The organism is Verrucomicrobiia bacterium, from assembly GCA_035629175.1.
Lineage (GTDB): Bacteria > Verrucomicrobiota > Verrucomicrobiia > Limisphaerales > DASXHY01 > DASXHY01.
In genome coordinates, this window is sequence record DASPIL010000107.1 from 87,610 (window position 1) to 108,287 (window position 20,678).

General features: G+C 59.4%; 5 protein-coding genes. 3 read left to right on the forward strand and 2 right to left on the reverse strand.

Features of this window, described 5'->3' with window-relative positions; all coding sequences use genetic code 11:
- Nucleotides 1-6 precede the first annotated feature (6 nt).
- The 3 genes from VEH04_20105 to VEH04_20115 all read left to right on the forward strand — a co-directional run bounded on the left by VEH04_20105 (nucleotide 7) and on the right by VEH04_20115 (nucleotide 14,919).
- Complete coding sequence (locus VEH04_20105) at nucleotides 7-5,778, forward strand: discoidin domain-containing protein (protein HYG25077.1); 5,772 nt, start codon at nucleotides 7-9, stop codon at nucleotides 5,776-5,778.
- Entirely contained in the window at nucleotides 5,729-9,100 is a 3,372-nt protein-coding gene (locus VEH04_20110) for a glycoside hydrolase family 88 protein (protein ID HYG25078.1), read from the forward strand. Before VEH04_20105 ends, VEH04_20110 begins: the two co-directional genes overlap by 50 nt.
- 194 nt (nucleotides 9,101-9,294) lie before the next feature.
- On the forward strand, nucleotides 9,295-14,919 hold the full coding sequence (locus VEH04_20115) for an FG-GAP-like repeat-containing protein (protein HYG25079.1): 5,625 nt from the start codon (nucleotides 9,295-9,297) through the stop codon (nucleotides 14,917-14,919).
- Between the two features lie 76 nt (nucleotides 14,920-14,995).
- Here the strand turns inward: VEH04_20115 and VEH04_20120 are convergent, their stop codons facing one another.
- Together VEH04_20120 and VEH04_20125 are read right to left on the reverse strand one after the other, a co-directional pair.
- The gene (locus VEH04_20120) at nucleotides 14,996-17,368 is read right to left on the reverse strand and encodes an MBG domain-containing protein (GenBank protein HYG25080.1); all 2,373 of its coding nucleotides are present in this window, start codon (nucleotides 17,366-17,368) and stop codon (nucleotides 14,996-14,998) included.
- Between the two features lie 86 nt (nucleotides 17,369-17,454).
- The gene (locus tag VEH04_20125) at nucleotides 17,455-20,538 is read right to left on the reverse strand and encodes a DUF2341 domain-containing protein (protein HYG25081.1); all 3,084 of its coding nucleotides are present in this window, start codon (nucleotides 20,536-20,538) and stop codon (nucleotides 17,455-17,457) included.
- Nucleotides 20,539-20,678: the final 140 nt, after the last annotated feature.

Here is a 20,678-nt window from a genome sequence, read left to right on the forward strand (position 1 = left end):
AGCACTATGAGAAGAACCCTTTTCAAGGCATTCATTCTGGCCTTCGCGATGCAAGCCATCGCGGATGAACGACCCGTAACGCTCGCAGGCACTTGGCGATTTCAGCTGGATCGCTCTGACGCTGGAATCGCGCAGCGCTGGTTCGAACGCGCATTGCCGGATCGGGTGAAGTTGCCAGGCGATCTCAGCCAGCAGGGAATTGGAGATGCGCCGGGCCTGGAAACCAAATGGATCGGGGGCGTGCAGAAACCCGACTGGTTCAAGGACCCGGCGCTGGCGCCTTACAGCAAGCCCGGTAACTTCAAGTTCCCGTACTGGCTGACCCCCGAGACGCATTATGCCGGTGCGGCGTGGTACCAGCGCGACATCGAGATTCCACGGGAATGGGAATCGCAGCGCGTCGTGCTCACGCTGGAACGGCCGCATTGGGAGACGCGCGTGTGGATTGATGGACGCCTGATCGGCACCAACAATGCGCTGGGAACACCGCACGAGTTTGACCTCGGGCAGGTGGCGCCGGGCAAACATACGCTGACCATTCGCGTGGACAACCGGATGATCATCGACGTGGGGGAGAACTCCCACAGCGTCAGCGATCACACACAGGGCAATTGGAACGGCATCGTCGGCCGGCTGGAGCTTCGCGCAACGCCACTCGTTTGGATTGATGAGGTTGGAACAGTTCCGCAACGAACAAATCGTTCCGTTCGCGTGCAGGGCTTGCTGGGAAACAGCAGCAAAAAGCCGGGGCAGGGCAGCGTGACGTTGTCAGTCCGCGAGAAAGGCCACAGGCGTGCCATTGCCTCGGCGCAGGTGAACGCCACCTGGACTGAGCGCGGCGGAAGCTTCGAAGGGGAACTCGCGTTGGGCAATTCGGCCGAAGCGTGGGATGAATTCAATTCCAAGGTCTACACCGTCAGCGCGAGCTTGAATGTTTCCGGCGCATTGCCCGATACACCACGGCACGAGCGGGAAACCGTGGTAGGTTTTCGCGACATCGGAATCGACGGAACCCAGTTCACCATTAACGGTCGCAAGCTGTTCTTCCGCGGCACACTCGAGTGCGCCATTTTTCCGAAGACAGGTCATCCGCCAACGGATCTTGGATCGTGGAAACGGATCATGGACGTCTGCCGCGCGCATGGACTGAACATGATCCGGTTTCACTCCTGGTGCCCGCCCGAAGCTGCCTTTCACGCTGCCGACGACGCTGGCATGTACCTGCAGGTGGAGTGTTCCTCGTGGGCAAACCAGTCGACCACCCTTGGGGACGGAAGACCTGTTGATGCCTGGATCTATCAGGAAGCCGATCGCATCCTGAAGCACTACGGGAATCATCCGAGCTTCGTGCTGATGCTCTACGGCAACGAGCCCGGCGGACCGAAGCAGAATGAATATCTCGACAAGTGGGTGAAGCATTATCGCGCGCTGGATCCGCGGCGGCTCTACAGCAGCGGCGCGGGGTGGCCGCAGATCGATGCGAACCAGTTTCACGTCACGCCCGATCCGCGCATTCAGCTCTGGGGCCAGGGCTTGAAATCGCGGATCAACGGCAAGCCGCCAGAGACCACGACCGATTACCGCGATTACATCAACAGACGCAAGGTGCCGGTCATCAGCCATGAAATCGGCCAGTGGTGCGTCTACCCCAACCTTGATGAGATTCCGAAGTACACGGGTTATCTGAAGGCGCGAAACTTCGAAATTTTTCGCGCGAGCCTGGAGGCGAATCACATGCTGGACCAGGCGCGCGACTTCCTGCTCGCTTCGGGCAAGCTCCAGGCGTTGTGCTACAAGGAGGACATTGAAGCCGCCTTGCGCACGCCAGGCATGGGCGGCTTTCAATTGCTGGACCTGCACGACTTTCCCGGGCAGGGCACCGCGCTCGTTGGCGTGCTCGATCCGTTCTGGGAGGAAAAGGGTTACATCTCACCCGACGAGTACAGACGCTACTGCGACAGTACCGTTCCGCTGGCGCGCCTCTCGCGCCGCGTGTTCACGACTGAGGAAGCCTTGGAGGCTGACTTGGAGGTGGCTCATTTCGGAGCAGCACCGATGCAGGCGGTGACTCGATGGAAGCTCGTCGGCCAACGCCAAAAGGTGCTCGCGAGCGGTGCATTGCCGGCGCGGCGCATCAATGTCGACAACGCGATTGCCCTGCGCCGAATCCGCGTGCCGCTCGATGACGTCAGCGGTCCTCAACAGTGTCGCCTGGTTGTTTCCATCGATGGAACAATCGTGACAAGCGAGGGCGCACGGCGCCGGTCCGAGCGGGTGTCTGCTGAGAATGGTTGGGACCTTTGGGTTTATCCACGACACGTCAACACCGAGCCCGCTTCGGACATCATGATCGTCGAGGAGATGAACAGGGCGGCGTTGGGAGCGCTTGAGGCGGGCGGCAAGGTGCTGCTGATGATTCCACCGTCGCGTGTGAAGAATGCGGACACCAACAAGGTCGCGCTCGGCTTCTCGAGCATTTTTTGGAACACCGCGTGGACGCATCGCCAGGCGCCTACAACGCTCGGCATTCTTTGCGATCCAAAACATCCGGCGCTGGCTGAGTTCCCCACCGATTTTCACAGCAACTGGCAATGGTGGTACCTCATCAACCGCGCGGGGGCGATGATCCTCGACGACATGCCCGCGGCGCTGCGGCCCACTGTGCAAGTGATTGATGACTGGGTGACGAACCATCGGCTGGCGTTGCTGTTCGAGGCAAAGGTCAGTGGCGGGAACCTGATGGTCTGCAGCGTGGATTTGAAGAACGAACTGGAAACGGATCCCGTGCGGCGCCAGTTCCGCCACAGCGTTCTCAATTACATGTCGGGCAGCCGCTTTAATCCACGGGTGCCGCTCACACCCAGCCAGGTGCGAAGCCTGGTAAGCACGGCGCCGGAAGTGAAAGGGCTGGATGTGCGCGCGGCCGAATCGTCGAGCGAGGAGACCGGATACGAAGCCTCCAATGCGGTTGATGCTGATCCCAACACTCTGTGGCACACTGCCTGGACCCCTGAACCAAAGCGCCATCCGCACGAACTGAAGATTCAATTCAACTCAGCGCGTGAATTTAGCGGGGTGACGATCCTGCCACGCCAGGATGGGCCGCGAAACGGCTGGATCAGGGAGTTTGTGGTTTACGCCAGCAATGACGGTTCAATCTGGGGTGAGCCGGTCGCGAAAGGCAGCTTTGCGCAAGACGCGAAGCTCAAGTCCGTTTCATTTGACCGCACAATCAACGCGAAGTTTGTGCGGTTCGTTGCGCTGTCGGGATTTGGGTCGGATCCGCACGCATCGATGGCAGAGTTCTCATTGGTGGACGAAGGGGCGAGGGCAGAAATGCGCGATGAACGTGGGATTCCGATTCGGCAGGTGCGGGGATCGGTGTTTGAACCAGCAGCCAATCAAGCCATTCCGATCACGGTTGATGGCCGAAGCGGAGGATTAGTCTTCGATGGAGTGGGCGCTGTGAGCGCGGGCGGGTCTTCGCGGTTGTTGATCGATTATCCCGAACCGCAGCGCAGTGAAATTCTAGATTACCTGTTCAAGCCGAACTATGGTGCGGCGTTGCAAATCCTTAAGGTGGAGATTGGCGCCGACAGCGACACGACTGCTGGTGCGGAACCCAGTCACGAACGCGAACCGGGCAGCATCAATTGCGGTCGCGGTTATGAATGGTGGTTGATCAAAGAGGCCAAGGCGCGCAACCCGGCAATCAAATTAGCGGCACTCGCGTGGGGCTCGGCTGGCTGGGTGAATGGCGGGTTCTGGTCGGATGACAACATTCAATACACGCTGAACTGGCTTGGATGTGCTGCGTTGAACGGCTATCGCGTTGATTACCTCGGCGGAGGGAATGAGCGCGGCTGGGATGCCGAATATTACATCAGGCTCGCCGCCGCCTTGAAGCAAAACGGCTTCGGCCACGTGAAAGTGATTGCGAGCGATGACCACAACCCTCCGAACTACTGGAGTGTCGCGACCGCGATGAAGAACAATCCCGCGTTTGCCAGCGCGGTGGATGTCGTGGGGCAGCACGATGTCTGCGGCTGGCGGACATTGCAGCGGCATTGCAGCGTGAGTTCCGATGCCCTCGAACTGAGCAAGCCGCTTTGGGACAGCGAGAACAGCACGCAGGATTATCTCGTTGGCGCGGAGCCGTTGGCGAGGGTGATGACGCGGCACTATCTCGATGCGGGGGTGACGGCGAATCTTAACTGGGCGCTTGTCTCATCAATGTATTCCAGTTTTCCATGTGCCGGCACCGGACTGATGCTCGCTGACCGCCCGTGGTCGGGCTATTACGACGTCGGCAAAATCATCTGGGTTGACGCCCATCTCACGCAATTCACCGAACCCGGCTGGCGTTATCTTGACTCCGCCTGCGGCTACAGCCAGGGCGGCGCGAGCTTCACTACACTACGATCCCCCGTTTCAGGTGATTACACGATGTTTATCGAGACACTCGATCAATCGCGCAGTGAGACCTGGGACGTTTCGATCGAGGGTGGACTCTCAACGCACCCTGTGCAGCTATGGTCAACAGCGATGCGCTCGGCGGATGCTTCGCGGGACTTTGTGCATGTCGGTTCGATCGAGCCGAAGAACGGTCGCTATCAGGTGAAGCTGGAGCCTGGCCACGTGTACACAATTTCCACACTGACAGGTCAGGGCAAAGGAGATGCGCGTCCAACCGCCAGCGGCGTCGCGCAGATGCCGCTGCCGTTCAGGGAAGACTTCGAAGCCGTTGATGTTGGCCGATTTGCAAAATATTTTTCGGATGTGCACGGCGCGTTTGAAATTGCTCCTGCTTCAGCCAATCACGGAGGCAAGGTCTATCGCCAGGTCGTATCGCGGGAGCCCGTGATCTGGCATCGCACGAAAATGCAGCCGACCACGATCGTGGGCGACCCGCGATGGTGGGGTGATTACGAAGTGAGCGCGGATGCTTTGCTGGAGGGCAAGGGATCCCTGGCGTTGCTGGGCCGCGTTGAATCGCAGCAGCACAGTGCCGCGGGATATCATCTGCAGTTCGCCGATTCAGGAGAATGGAAGCTTCTTTCGCAGGACATCCGAGGCGTGGACACGATTCTCGCATCGGGCACAAATAATTCCTTCGGTGTCAACAAGTGGCATCGGCTCGCGTTGCGTTTTGAAGGCGCGACAATCACTGCGACTCTTGATGGCGCAGTGATGGCCCGGGTTAAAGATGACAGCCACACCATGGGCCAGGTGGGGTTTCGAGTCAGTCCCTGGCAGCATGCGCAATTTGATAATCTTCGCGTTGTTCCCACCCGTCCTGCGCCGCAACTGCTTGCGCGTTCTGAGATGAAGGCGGTGGCGACGAGTGAGCATGCGATGAACGATCACGGCATGATCCACATTGCGGCCAATGCCATCGACGATCGGCTGGAAACCACGTGGCGCTCGGAGTATTCACCCATTGCGCCACTGCCACAATCCGTGACTGTGGATCTTGGGTGCGAACACGCCGTTCAGGGTCTCATCCATCACCCCCCCATCGCAGGGTTGAGCGATGCAGCCGGCTGCATCACGGAATACAATGTGTACCTCAGCGCGGATGGATCGAATTTCGGCAAGGTAGCCTCTGGACGGTGGCGCCCCGGCATTGCCGCGCGAACCGCAGCATGGCCCAGCGCGTCCGCGCGATTCGTTAGGCTCGAGGCAACTGCAAGTTCATCGGGTTCGGCTGTTGCAGTGAGTGAGTTGGATGTCATTGCTTCGTCATCGACCGGATCGTCGAACACGGCGCAACGGTGAGGGCAAGACTTCGATGATGGACAAGAATCAGCGCCGGAACGGGATGCAGAGGATCGCGCTGGGTGGGTTTGCGGGGCTGCTGTGTCTCACCGCCTGTTCTGTTCCGGCGCCGCAGCCTCTCGCGTCGAGTGCACCTCTCGCATGCGAACCTGCGAACGTGTTGGCGATGATGGAGCATGTGGCTGACTGGCAGCTCGCACACCCGGCGCGTTATCGAACGACCGACTGGACGCAAGGGGCGCTGTACGCAGGAATGATGGCTCTCGACGGAATCTCTCCCAGTCCGCGCTTTCGTGAAGCCATGCAGCGGGTGGGTGCCACCAATCAATGGAAGCTTGGTGCGTGGCATTACAATGCCGACGACCACTGCGTCGGCCAGATGTATGCGGAGATGGCGATGCGGCTGGAGGATTCCACAATCATCGGCCCGATGCGCGCGCAGTTCGACTCGATCCTGGAGAAGCCTTCGCCCGTTGCGCTGCTCGATTTCAGACGACGCGAAGCGGGGGACAGATGGTCCTGGTGTGATGCGTTGTTCATGGCGCCGCCCGCATGGACGCGCCTCTGGTCAGCCACCGGAGATCGACGATATCTCGACTATGCCGTTTCAAACTGGTGGATCACGTCAGAGTTTCTTTACGACGACGTCGAGCATCTCTTCTACCGCGACAGCACTTACTTCAATCGCATCGAGGCCAACGGTAAACGCGTGTTCTGGGGCCGTGGGAACGGCTGGGTGATGGGCGGCCTTGTTCGGGTGATCCAGGATCTGCCGGCGGATCATCCCGAACGCGAACGGTTCCTCCGGCAGTTCCGCGATATGTCGGCGAAGATACTTCAATGCCAGCAGCCGGATGGGCTGTGGCGATCGAGCCTGCTGGATCCTGAGAGCTATCCGCTGAAGGAAACCAGCGGCTCGGGGTTCAACACCTACGCCGTAGCGTGGGGAGTCAATGAAGGGGTGCTGGACCGTGCGCGTTTCCAGCCGGCGGTCGACAAGGCGTGGGCTGCGCTCGTCGGATGCGTCACAGGCGAAGGCAAGCTCACCCATGTGCAACCCATTGGAGCCGATCCCAAGAAATTCGACGTGAACCACTCCGATGTGTACGGCGTCGGCGCGTTCCTTCTCGCAGGGAGCGAAGTATACCGCATGCACGGCGGTCGCGTGCTTTACACGCATCGCGCCAACGCAAAGATTTCCCATGATGGAAACGCCGCCGCGTCAAACACAGCCGCAGCAGCGCAATTCCAAAGGGTGGTGGAACGTTATCGTCAGGTCATCCTGCGAAACGATCCGGATTGGTCGCAGGAGAAAACGACAGCGGCGCAGCCGACGCAATCCGCGAAATGGATTGAATCGCTCGGCGCCGATGGCACATGGCCGGATATCGATTACGCGAATCAGGAACGGGCATTCTGGAAAACCTGCATGCATCTCGATCGCGTTCGATCCCTCGCCAGGGCGCTTGTGGATCCACAACACTCGCTGCATCAACACCCGGAACTCGAATCGGCAGTGTTCCGCGCGCTGGATTTTTGGCTCGCGAAGCGTTTCACAAACCCGAACTGGTGGTGGAACCAGATCGGCGTTCCCGCCATCATGGCAGACGTCGTGGTTCTCATGGACGAACACTTGAGCGAGCCGCAGCGCAAGGGCGCGCTCGAGGTCGTTGCGCAATCAGGACGCCCGCGCCGCGGCAGTGGCGCCAACACCGTCTGGATCGCAGACATTTCCCTGCAATACGCCGCGCTGACTCGCAACGCGGAATTTCTCGCGGAGTGCAGTCGTATCATAGCAGGGGAGATCAACATCACGACCCAGGATGGCATTCAGTCCGACTACAGCTTCCATCAGCATTACCAGCGATTGCAGCAGTTCTCGTACGGCCGTCCTTACCTCGTGACGGGCACGCGCGTGGCCTGGCAGTTGCAGGGTACGCCGTGGGAGATTGCGGAAGAAAAGGCCGGCATCCTTGCAGGCCTGGCGCTGGAAGGAGATCAATGGATGTCTCGCGGGATTTATACCGTTCCGTCCGTTCTCGACCGCAGCGTGAGCCGGCCAGGCACGCTGAAGTGGGCCGATATTCGGACAACGTTGAAACAGCTGCGCGACCTGGTTCCCCAACGCAGCGTTGAACTGAACCGGTATGTTGCGCGGCAGAACGACGTTCGGCGGGAGCCGTTGGTTGGCGCCCGGAATTTTCCAAGGTCCGACTTCGTTGCATATCATCGACCCCGGTTTTCGTTTTTTGTGAAGACACTTTCGTCGCGAACATTTACGACGGAGGTTGGATTGAACAGTGAGCATCTGAAGGGTGGGCTGCAGAATTGCGGCGACCACTACCTGATGAGGGAAGGTGACGAGTATTTCGATCTTGCGCCTGTCTGGGATTGGAATCGATTACCCGGAGTCACGTACGCCGAAGGTGCGGGAGTGCCCCAGCGCGACGACTTTGTGGGCGCGGTCACGGATCAGGCGAGCTGCGCGATTGCGATGAACACCCGCTTTGGCACGACCAACGAAACCAGGTTGAGCGCGAGAAAATTCTGGGCGTGCCATGGCGACATTGTGGTTTCGCTCGTCGCGGGATTGAAGGCAGACGCTTCCATCGGAGCCGTTCGGACTGCGATGGACCAAAGCCATCTGCGCGGACCTGTCACGCTTTGTGACTCCAACGGCAGGGTTCGCGAAGTGCAAGGCTCAGCCGAGGGAACGAACGCGCGCTGGATTCATCATGCCGGGTTCGTTTATGTGCCGATCGCGGAAAATGCCAGCGTGGAAACAGGAGTTCGGGAAGGCTCATGGCGATCCATCAATGCTGCGTTGCCGGACGATCGGGTGAGTGCCCCGGTTTTTTTGCCGTCCATTGAACACGACACGCGTGCATCTTCCAAAGGCTCGGGCTTCGTGATCGCGCCGGGTACCGCTGCAGAAGCACGCAAGCTGTTCAAGAATCCTCCATGGCGTGTGCTGCGCAATGACGAAGCAGTTCAGGCCGTCCAGTTCGATGACGGAGCGATTCTCGCGGCAATCTATCAAGCGAACGAAATCGTTTCTGATCTGAGGGTTGACCGAGCCTGCCTGGTCTTGCAGCGCGGAAATCGAATCTGGATCGCTGATCCTGCGCAGCGTGGTGGCTGGGTGACAGCGACAATCAAAGGGAAAACGCGACGGGGTGTGCTGCGTCCCGGCGGTTTCACGGCCGAACTCCTTGAGCCTCCAACCCGCTCTTTGACTGCGGTCGAAGTTTCTACCCTGCCTTCGCGATCCACGTTCCGCCGCTTTGGAAGCGCGGCGATACGGTCCCGGCTCGCCGAGTGAAACCTGCCGCTCGCCGTGCGCAAAAAGTAACTGTTAGCCGAAGCCGCTCCGGTCGGCGTTTCGCCGTCCTTGACTGAGTGCCGTTGGGCAGTATGCTCCGGTCGTGTTCCCCCAGCAAAAACCCGCAGAGGTTTTGTGTTTTCGCGACCACCACTTCAAGGGGACGACGGCTCTTCAATCCAGCAAGGCTACTTATGCGCTTCCGATCTGTTCCCTGTCCGCACTTTTGTTTGTGCCTGCCGGTTCTCCTCTTTTCGCTGGCGTCTGCATTCAGCGGTCCTGAACTTCAGATGCACGTAAGCGGCACCAATGTGGTGCTTGCATGGCCGGCCAACGCCATAGGTTTCCGCGCACAATCCCGGGGCGAACTTGCAGCGGACAACTGGGATGACCTCGGCTCCGCGCCGTCCGTGCTGAATGCGGAACAGCGGCTGCTCGTTCCGCGAACCAATGCGCATGTGTTTTTCCGCCTGTTCAAGGATTCCGGCACGAACCCCGCCATTACGTCGCTTTCCGTGTCGACGAATGCCCTCTCTTTGGATTCAACGGGGATCCTTCAGTTTGATTTTAACGAACCGGATCTCGACCTTGCGGGCCTTGCGCTGACCTGGACCAACGTTCTGGGATCGTTCACAAACATTCTGTCTGCCCAGTCGGTGGGAATCACGGACTTGCTGACGCATGCCGAATTTCCAATTCGCCCCGACAAGCTGCCGTTCGGCACATCTTACTTCACGCTCTGGCTTGTGGATCGCATGGGCCTTTACAGCGAGCCGGTTGAGTTTCAAATCACCATTGTGGGCACTGGTGGACTGGGAACCGCGCCGCAACTATCAGGGGTGTTGTCGGAGGCTCCCGCATGGAGGCCGGGTTTTAGTGAAACGTGGAAATTGAACCCCGGCTTTGCGGTGTCCTGGAGCGATGCGGAGAGCGATGTGGCACGCGTTCGCGCCGTGCTGCGAACGCCGTCCGGAGTGGATGCGGTCAGGGAAATCTTCGCCAGCAAGACTGGCATGACGAACAGCGGGGGCTCGGCGATGTTGCGGCCCTTCACGCTGACGCATCTGGATTGGTGGGGGACCTACGAAGCCGAATTCCAATTGATTGATCGCACCGGCCGGACCAGCGCGGTTCGGTCTGTTTCCTTTCAATTGGACGACTCAGCGCCGGCGTCGCCGCAGGTGACGGGGTTTTTTCCCAGCAGCGGTGTTCCGGGCTCGATTGCCTATCTGATGGTGGCCAACGCGGATGGGTTGGGAACGAATTTTCAAGTGACGCTCGCGGGGGTCCCGTGCCCCGTAATCACCAACGATTTCGGATACCTGACAATGCTCGTTCCCACAGGCGCCGTCACCGCGCCATTCAAGCTGTTCACGGCTTCAGAAGTTTCGGCTTCGACCACGCCATTTGTTGTGCCGCCGTTCATTCTGCTGACAGCGAATCGAGACGCTGCCGCGCCAGGCGAGGCCGTTCAGTTTTCCACATTTGTTCGCGGTGCGACCAATCGGCTGGTGACCTTCGCGGTTAACGGCGTTGCGGGCGGAAACGCGGCGGTAGGTTTGATTTCCGGCGGGTTATACCGATTGCCCGAGCTGCCACCGACGAATTTGATGACCATTACCGCCATGCTTGTGACGCAGCCGGGCATCAGCGCGACGGCGCTCGTCCAAGTGTTGCCACGAACGAGTTTGGGTGGGACGAATTGGATCAGCGCGGGTCAGGGCGGTTCCGTTAATTCTGTGGATGGCAGTGCAGCATTGGATGTCCCGCCGGGTGCGCTGGCCACGAACGCGCTGGTGAGCATTGCGATTGTGGATGGCACCAACCTTCCCGCGCCCGCGGCAGGAAGGCGGCTCTTGGGCGCCGTGCGATTGGCGCCTTCCGGGCTCGTGTTCAATCAGCCCGTCACGCTGACACTGCCGTTGCTGGAGGCGCGGCCGCCGGGTTCGGTGCTCCCATTGAAATATTACAATCGGCCGACGGGGAGCTTCATCGACGAAGGTGTCATCGCGACTGTCGCATCCAACGGGCGCCAGGCGAGCGCCGAAATTCTGCATTTCTCGGAGGCGATGCTCGACGATGCGGAGACGCCGCCAAACGGTCCCCCGCAAATTTCCGGTCTGCTGCGCCAGATGGACTTTCAGGAAGGTCTCACCGTTCCCGTGCTGATCACGGGCCAGAACCTGGTTCCAGGATTGCGCGTGGAAATCTGGCGCAACGGACAACTCACTGACGACGTCGTCGCGTCGGGCGCGATCTTTGAAACGAATCGCGCAGGTGTGTTGTTGACCGTGCGCACGTTGCGCGATCTGGGTTTGGGCATGCCGCGTGATTACGAATTGCGACTCGTGAACAGCGCGAACGAATGGGCAGGCTGGAACCTGCCTGTGAGCGGGTTGGACGAGTTGTTCATTTCGCCGGGCGTTCACACTAACGTTGACAGTTCGCTGCAGGTGTTCTCGGAAGTGGAAGTTGGTGCGGGCGCGGTGTTGAACGCTTCGGGAGGGCTCAGGTGGCTGGTGAACGGACCGGTTCGAATGGCGGGACGAATCGGGGCACATGGTCAGAGTGGGGAGTCGTCTCACGAGGACGGGCCTGGCGTGAACGGGGACTTTTCAGAGTTCACGCTGCGCGGCGCGAACGGCGGGAATCCTGATCTGCCTGGGCACGACGCGTTTTTGCAACTCTCGGCGCGCGGTGATTTTCATTATGGGGAAGGTGGCGCGCCGGGCGAGGACATCAGCTCGATCGAAACGTTCTTTGAAGCCCTGTTTAACCTCTGGAGTTGCATCTCTGGCGACTTCATTTCGTGCGGCGAGTTCGTCGCGAATGTGATCGAGATTGTTGGCGACTTCGCAGACATGGAAGCAGGCAAGGCGATTGGACGTCCGGGGCTGCCCGGCGCCCGCGCGAGTTTCGATTTGTTCGCAAACAGCGGCCGCGGGGGCGGTGGGGGCGGCGGGGGTGGCGACCTGAACTGGCTGGATGAAGGCGAGTACGGCGGCGCGGGAGGCAACGGCGGGCGCGGCGTATTCATTCTGACACGCAGTGACATGTGGGTGAATGGGCTCGTGGAAACACGCGGCGGAGATGGAGGAGATGGCGGTGAGAATATTGTCACGATTTACGAGAATACCAGCCTTCCGTTTCCGATCGAAGACACGCCAAGTGCCAATCGCGGCGGCGGCGGTGGCGGCGGAAGCGGCGGCAATATCATGCTGATCGGGCGCAACGGATTTGGATTTGGGCCGGCTGGCGGGGTGGATGCCCGTGGTGGACATCCTGGCAACAGCCTGACGACTTTCAGGACTGTCGACGCGAGCACCGGAATGGAAACCGCCCGGCGTTCAGTCAGGTTCGTGGATGCAAAATATCCATTCACGCCCTCGGGCCGCATCACGACGCGCGGACTGCCCGTTGATGCGCAAGACCTGCCAGATCTCGTCACTCGTTATGGATTACTGCGCTTGCACCTGCCGCCGCTCGGCCATTCATTTGGATCAACAGTCACGATCACCATCCGGGGCGAGAACACGAACCAGGTTCGAGTGGCTGCTTTCACCGCGGACAGCAGCGGCGTCCGCAATGCGAACCTCCTGTTCTTTCCCGGCTTCAACACGATATGGATCGATGATGACGGTATTCCCGACCACCCCGTGCTGCATCGAAACGCTTTGTATCTGGCAGGCCCGGACAGCGATGGTGACGGGCTTTCTGACGCCGACGAGGCGCAACTCGGAACGGACTCTCAAGCAGCAGACACCGACGGTGATGGGTTGAACGACCTTGATGAACTGCTGGCAGGGCTCAGTCCCATTACGGGCGATAGCGATGGTGATTTGATTTCGGATCCAGATGAATTGAGTGGCGGAACAGATCCGCGGTCGCGCGACAGTGATCAGGATGGTTTTTGGGATGGCTGGGAATTGCAGGCGGGACGCTCGCCGCTTCTGGCTCAACCAACGATCGGGGCGTTGCCGCCAGGAACGTTGTTTGCCGAAGTTGGGAGCAGTGTGAATGGCCGCGTGCTCGCGATTGTTGATCCGGCTGCGAGCAAGCTCTTCGCCATCGGCCGCGTGAACAGCGGGTTGGGTTTTGGAGTTGCGTTCAATGCTGAAGGGAGCCTGCTGGGTGTTCGGGGCAATCAACTCGTGCGCGTGCTGCTCGACCAGCCAGCAGACATCACGGGTCAACTTGCGGTCACGAGCATTGGATATCTCACCACCAACGGTCCCGCCATTTATTGCTACAGCCTTGCTTCATCTCCCTTTGGCGGGAAGTTGCTTGGCATTGAGAGCACAGCGCAGGGCGATTCAACAGGGCAGTTTCTTGAGATCGATACCATCAGCGGCCTTGCAACGCGCGTGGGATTGATGCGACCGAATCCTCTGCATGCGCTGGCTGTGTTTGGATCGGGTTCCGCGCAGGAGGCCTTGTTTGCCTCGTCGGAACAGCCTGGCACGGCGGATTCGCTGGAATCGTTTTCAGCCGGTATTTCCAACGCGCCTCAAACCGTGGCGTTGCTGAATGGAACCAATGTTTATGGCCTCACACCTGCATCACCAGACCGGCTTTACGCGGCGAGGACTGACGGCGTGGAAAGCGCGTTGTTGCTGGTCAACGCGACGAATGGAACGCAATCGATGCTCGGAGAATTTTCCGGGGCCCTGTTCGACCTGGCCCTCAGCCCTTGTCCCGCACCTTGTTTGAACGGGCCGTATCTTTCGACACTGACCTTCCTGGGAATGCAGTTTGAAACGGCGGATTTCAATGGCGATACACGGCCCGACCTTGCCGTCGCCGTGACACGAACCATTGGGAACGAAGAGTTCGCGGGAATAACAATCCTTCACGGGCAAGGTAATAGTCAGTTTACGAATTCGGGTTCGTACTTCTTCGACAATGCGCGCGACATTTCGGCGCCGCATTTCGCCCTTGGGGATGTGAACGCTGACGGACGCCTGGATATAGTCATGGTTCAGCCAGCCGTCATTGTTGGATTTTTCCAAACGCTGCTGCGGCCCGCCGAAATCATGGTTTTGCTGGCGAACAACCAGGGCGGTTTTCAGCCGCCGATCATTCACTCGATGGCGATGGGCAGCCCCATGGAACGAATGGCGCAGGTTACGGCTGCCGACTGGTCGGGTGATGGCCGGGCGGATCTCATCTTTGTCAACGAGAGCCAGCGGACCTATACATTTCAGGGCACGGGAACGGGCCTGTTCACGAATGCCATTGAGCTCTTGCCTGCATTATTTCAGGAGGTCGCACTGCTGGCTGACGTGAACGCGGATGGCGATCCTGATTTCATCGGGGCTGGTTCAAGTGGTGTGAACGTCCGTCTGGCCGATGGTGCGGGCGGGTTCACTGCGAATCAGTTCTACGATGGGAGCGGCAGACATATCAATACTGCGGATGTGGATGGCGACGGGGACCAGGATTTGGTTGTGACGGACTATGGCGCAGTGCCGAGAATCTATTACAACAGCGGGACAGGTACCTTCCCGACAAATGCCACATTTAATCCGCGAACCTTCCCGAATGGCGTCTATGCCCGCGCGGCATTGGGGGATTTATCTGGGGACGGTCTGCCAGATGTGGTGGTTCCATCGACCGGCCAGAATCTCACGGCGTTCATCAGCGGCATCATGCCTGCGACGCTCGCGCACACCATGATTGAACCCTTGTCGGCACCTTTCCCATGCGGCGGAACGGCTTCAAGCGTGCTGATCCTCGACGTGAACAACGATTCGCATCCAGACGTTGTCGCTCTGATTGGGCACAGCATCTCGGTGATGCTCGGAGAACCGTCGTTCTGATCCAAAAAAACGCGGGGCTCCGCTGGCGATCCAGCGAAGCCCCGCTCCTCAAACTATCCAGTTTCAGTTCGGCCGATCAGGGCCAGACTGTGCGATAGAACCGAGTCTCGCCCGGATTATCGGTATGCGAGAACGTTCCATTGGTGCTTGCCGTCACCGACCCGTTTACCAGGTTTGTCCAGACTGCCGGACTTAGCACGGGTGTGTGTTGCAAACGATAGGTACGACCGGGAATTCCCCAGCCATCGATTCGCAGGGAACCACCGCCAAGGTCAACGATGCGCAGGTTCATTGACGGTGCGGAATCCTCCGCGTTGGCAATAGTGACTGTCGCCATGCTTGAGCCGCCACGGCCATCAGCAACCGTATAGGTGAACGAATCGTCGTTTGTGAATCCAGGCGCGGGTCGATAGAACACCCAGCCTCCCACCAATGTCACAGTCCCGCCGTTTGCGCTTGCCGGGTTGATGCTCGGGATCAGGGTGTCGGAATCCGCATCCGTGTCGTTCGCGAGAAGGACTGACAAACGCACCTTGTAGTCGCCGCGTGCGTGGCGCTCGAACGTGTCATTGCCCGCGACAGGCGGCGTGTTGATGGATTGCACAGGATCCAGCGTGTTCGTGGCGCCCAGGAAGTTGCCGTCGCCGGCGTATTCAGCCGTAACGCTGTGTGTGCCGAGCGCCAGGCTGTCGAGTGTGAATCCGGCAGCGCCGCCTGCGAGGTTCGCAGAACCGGCAATCGCTCCCTCGATGCGGAAGTTCACTGTTCCCGTGGGGATTCCCGCGCCCGGCGCTACCGGGATGACGGTGTGGGTGAAGGTGATATCCGCGCCCGGCAGGCCGGGGTTCGCGGACGAGACAATCGCGCCTGTTGTGGACGCCTGGCCAATCGTCAGGGTCCCATTCACATGGTCAATAGCATAGTTGGCATCTGCCGCGCCACTTGCCGTGATCGCATACGTGCCCACATCACTGGTTGAGGTGGCATCTGTCGCGAGGGTGACAGGCGTGTCGAGGTCGTTCGCATCATCCCCGTTAACGAACCCGCTGTAGCTCGCCGTGAACGCGGGCAGCGCCTGGCCGAACAGTTTCGACTGGTCATGCGCCGTGATCGTGAGGTTCACGGTTGTTACGGTCAGCGTTCCGTTCTCATGAGTGATGCTGTAGTTCGCGTCGCTCGCGCCCGATGCCGTGATCGCATACGTGCCGACGCTGCTTGCGATGGTCGCGGCGGTTGCGAGGCTGGCTTCTGTATCCAGATCGCTCGCGTCGTCACCGTTTACGAAGCCGTTGTAACTCGCGGTGAGCGCTGGCACTGCTGCACCGTAAGCCTTGAACTTGTCGACGGCACTGATGACGAGCGGCGCCTGGGTGATGGTCAGTGTTCCGTTTACATGATTGATGCTGTAGTTCGCATCGGCTGCGTCGGTCGCGGTGATTTCGTAAGTTCCGACGGAGCTTGCAGCTGTGGCGGCTGTGGCGAGCGTCACAGGCGTATCCAGGTCGTTCGCATCGTCACCATTTACGAAGCCGCTATAACTTGCCGTCAATGCGGGCAAGGCGCCGCCATAGACTTTGTTTTTGTCTGCCGCTGTGATCGTCAGCATGGCTGGTGTCACGTTGATGCTGGCGGTAGTTGACGCAGGCAGAAATGCGTTGGTGTCAGCAGGCGTGAATGTCACCGACAGAACCTGACCTGCACCTGCATTCAGGATCGCTCCCGTGTCTGGTGAATAGGAAAACGATCCGGGCACGTTCGTTGAGCCGTAGGTCACGCTGGCGTTCAGTTGCGTCGCCGTCAGCGCCGTTCCATAGACGATGTCGGACGGGTTGTTCCAGACAATCGCAGGCGCCGCAGCCCCAGCGATTTCGAGTTCCCATTGCGTCAGCATGTTCGTCGCGCCCGATTCCATATCCGCGAGGAACAACACCCACTCGCCATTGGCATTCAGGCCATTGAAGTTCGTCAGCGAGGTTTCGCGCGCCGAGGCGTCCGTGACACTGGCTGGGTCGATACTGCGTCCGTCGGGCTGCCACGACCCGATGAGCGGCGCCCCGTTTGCAGGGGTGGTGACGTTGCGATAGAGATGAATGTCGCCATTCGCCGCATCAGCCTGGAATGTCACGTCGAGGCCGCTGTCGGGATACCCGGATGTATCCGCAACTGTCTTCCCCGCGCGGTTCAGCAGGACGGTGAAGCCGCTGGAGTGAGTGAGGAAACCATATAAGTCACCGTTGAATTCTCCCGTGACTTTCAATCGCACTTTCACGGATGAGATGGTGCCGATGGCGGAGTTCACCTGCCGAATGTCGCTCAAGCCTGACGGATTTCCGTCGGGAAGGACGCGATTCGTGGTGAACGTGTAGGTTTCGATGGTTTGCGCTTCAAGGAGCGGTGGTGCCGCTGCTCCGAGAAGCCCTATAAGGACTATGGCTTTTAGCCGTTTCATTGGATGGATCGTTTGAGGTTTCGCGCAGTTAAACTGATCGGCGAACGCTCCTGCGCGTAAGCAGTGCCGAAATGATGAAATGATTCTCATGGTTGAACTGATCGATAGGTGCGCGCCGGGGTGCCGGGGGGCGCTGAGTTGGTGAACGAAAACTGGCCGAGGGTTGACGCGATCGCGGTGCCGAGTGACTGCCATCCAGAGAGGACGGCATTCGTGGTATATTGAATCGTGTAAACCCGGCCGGGGACGCCGGCGAAGCGAAGACGCTTTGAACCGGGCCCAAGAGCATCGGTGCCCACGAGGTTTTGTGACGGAAGAAGGTCCTGAGCAATCGTGATGGATACCTGGCCCGTCGCAGTCAGGTTTCCTGGATCGCCTATTGTGTAGGTGAACGAATCGGCATTCGTGAAGCCGTTGGCCGGGCGATAGAAGATCCAATTTGCGTTCGAAGAAATGGTTCCAGCGGACGCCGTGGCGCTGCTGAGGCTGCGCAGCGTGAAGGGATCGTTGTCAGGATCAGAGTCGTTGGCCAGCAATGTCGCGGGACGGACTTTTGCCCCGCTCAAGGGATGGCGCGGCAAGGTGTCGATGCCAGCGACGGGACGCGTGTTGATGGATTGGATGAGGCTGTTGGTGCTGCCGATAAAGTTTGCGTCGCCGGAATATCGCGCAGTGATGGTGTGAGAACCCCTTGACAGGAGAGCCGTGCTCATGCCTGCACTTCCGCCGCTGACCGCAACAGCGCCTCCTGCGGCGACGTTGTTTGTCAGGAACTGAACGGTTCCTGTTGGCAGGCCGCTGGCCGGCGCGATGGCATTCAAGATCGCGGTGAAAGTTACGTTCGACCCCGCTCCTGCGGGATTGGCTGAAGTGGTGAGCGCGTTCGTGGTGCTGGCGCGATTGATCGTCAGCTGGCCGCTCACGAACACGAACGTGTAGTTGGATGCGCTGAGGGTTCCGTTTGTGGCTGTGATCGCATAAGGGCTTCCAGCCACTGTGCTTGCTGCGCCGGCTGAAGTGGTCAGCGACGGACTTCCACTCAAGACGCTGGAGTTTTCCCCAGCGACAAACCCCGAATAGCTGGCTGTGAACTGCGGGTTCGGCGCACCGTACAGGCGGTTTGTGTTGTTCGCCGTAACAGTGAGTTGCTTCGCTGAAACAGTGATCGTGTTGGTCACAGTTGCCGCGGCGTTCCAGTTGGTGTTTCCTGCCTGGCTTGCCAGTACAGACACGGAACCGGCGCCATTAATCTGCAGGGTTGTCCCGACGATCTGGGCCGGGCCGGAAGCCACGGAATAGGTGATGGGCAACCCTGAAGAAGCCGTGGCGGCCAGGGCAGGATTCGCGCCGTAGATTTGGTTGCCGGGAGAGGGGAAGGAGATCGTCTGAGATCCGCGGTTCACCGTCGTGCTCGGGCTCGTGCTGGACGTAATTCCTGGACGTGCATCGGTAGCAGTGACGGTTGCCGATCCCGCTGTGTTGAAGGTGACGGAGAACACGCGGGTTCCGTTGGTCAGCGCTGCGTTTGCTGGAAGCGTTGCGCTGCTGTCGCTTGATGTGATCGCAATCGTGTCGTTCGTGCTGATCCCGTTCCAATTCGCATCAACGGCGTTGACGGTAATGTTGAAGGAACTGGCCACCGTGCGAGCCGTCGGCGAACCGCTCTTTCCGGTGGCTGTGCCCGGCGCAGCCGATTCGCCCGGCATCAGCAACTGCAGCTTGTTGAACGGCCCCGGGCTGACTGTGAAGGTGGAACTGGTGCCAGCCGCCAGGGACATTCCGCTGGTGCGCGTCGCAGTGAGACTTACGCCGCTTTCAGCTTTGAGGTAGTTGACGCCACTGATCGTGACGGAGTTGTTGCCCGACGTGATCGTGCCGGTAAGCGTGCCCGTTAATGTGCCGCTGCCCGTGGCGCGGGTGAGGCTCACGGCGGTGTTGGTGGTGACGGCACTTGCGTTTCCTCCCGCGTCCTGCGCCTGCACCACAACGCTGAAGGAAGTTCCCGCGCTCGGCGGTGTCCCGCTGTTGACTGCGGTGATCGCGATTCTGGTTGGCGGCGGCGATGGAATCTCCTGGGTTCCAACGCTGTAAAACGATGAGGGCGCGCTCTGGTTTCTAAACTCGGTGGTTATCCAGGATGGAGACCGTGCCGTGCTGGAGATGCGCACTTCGTCAACCAATGCATCGGAATACCGCTGCGGATTGCTGTAGTTGTGCATGCCGCCGATGAGAGTCGCCATGCCATTGGTGAGTGCTCCTGTGGCGCTGGGAGTGGCTGAGCGCTGGGTCCCGTCCATGTAAACGCGCCAGTTTGAGCCATCGTAAACGCCGACCACGTGGCGCCATTGTCCCGTGGTCCAGCCAGAGATCGTCCAGGTTGCGGCGTTGTCCGTGATCGAATAGGACCCCGCTGAAAGGCTGTGAGGCGAACCGCCTGGATAACGCTGCGTGCGCAGGTAATAGGCTTCACCGCTGTTATCATACCCTTTACCAATGATATAGGCGTAATCATTATCCCAGATGAACGTTTTGTAGTTGATCCAGGCGCTCATCGTGATCTGTCCGCTGAAGGAAAGACTGCTGCTGTAGGGAGCCCGAATATGATCCGACCAATTCGTTAAACTTTGGCCTTTGCCGATCTTTCCTGTTTTGCCCGTGGAGGAAACGAGGTCGTCGCCGTGATTGCTGTTGGCTGTAGAATCCAAATAAACGTCGGCAGTACCCGTTCCTGCAAGATCCTCCTTCAAATGCCAGACTGCCCTGAAACTTGAATCCCAGACCGCCGTTGCGTTCTGCTGGTTCGCCGCCGCGGCATTTCCGTAGTAGAGGTAGACGTTTGTGCTGGTGACGGAAGAAAGGAGTGGAACCTTTACCCAGGAAACAAGGACTCCATCCGAACTGGTGTAGCTTTCAATCTCATGCGCGAGCTTGTTGGTTCCGTCAGCGGAGGTGAACAGGATGTCATTGCCGCTTCCGAGGGCCGACGCCTTGACGCTGGCATTGGTAATGTTGACAAGGAGCGTGAAGTTGGTGAGCGGCCCCGCAACGTTCGTCGAATGAATTGTGATGGGGACGCGATATTGCCAGGCCGCATTGTACCAGGACGCGGCTGCTGTCCGCGCTGGGAAAAGGCAGACGACTGCCACCGCCAGGGCGAGGGCGATGATCATACGAAACTTCTCTGGACCGATCGCCCCCGCAAACCGACCATCGGCGTTGCCCTGCCATTTCCTCTGACGAATCCGATCACGGACCCACCGCCCGACCACCAGAAAAGCTGAACGTGCTGCGTTGGGTTTCTCGTCAGTCA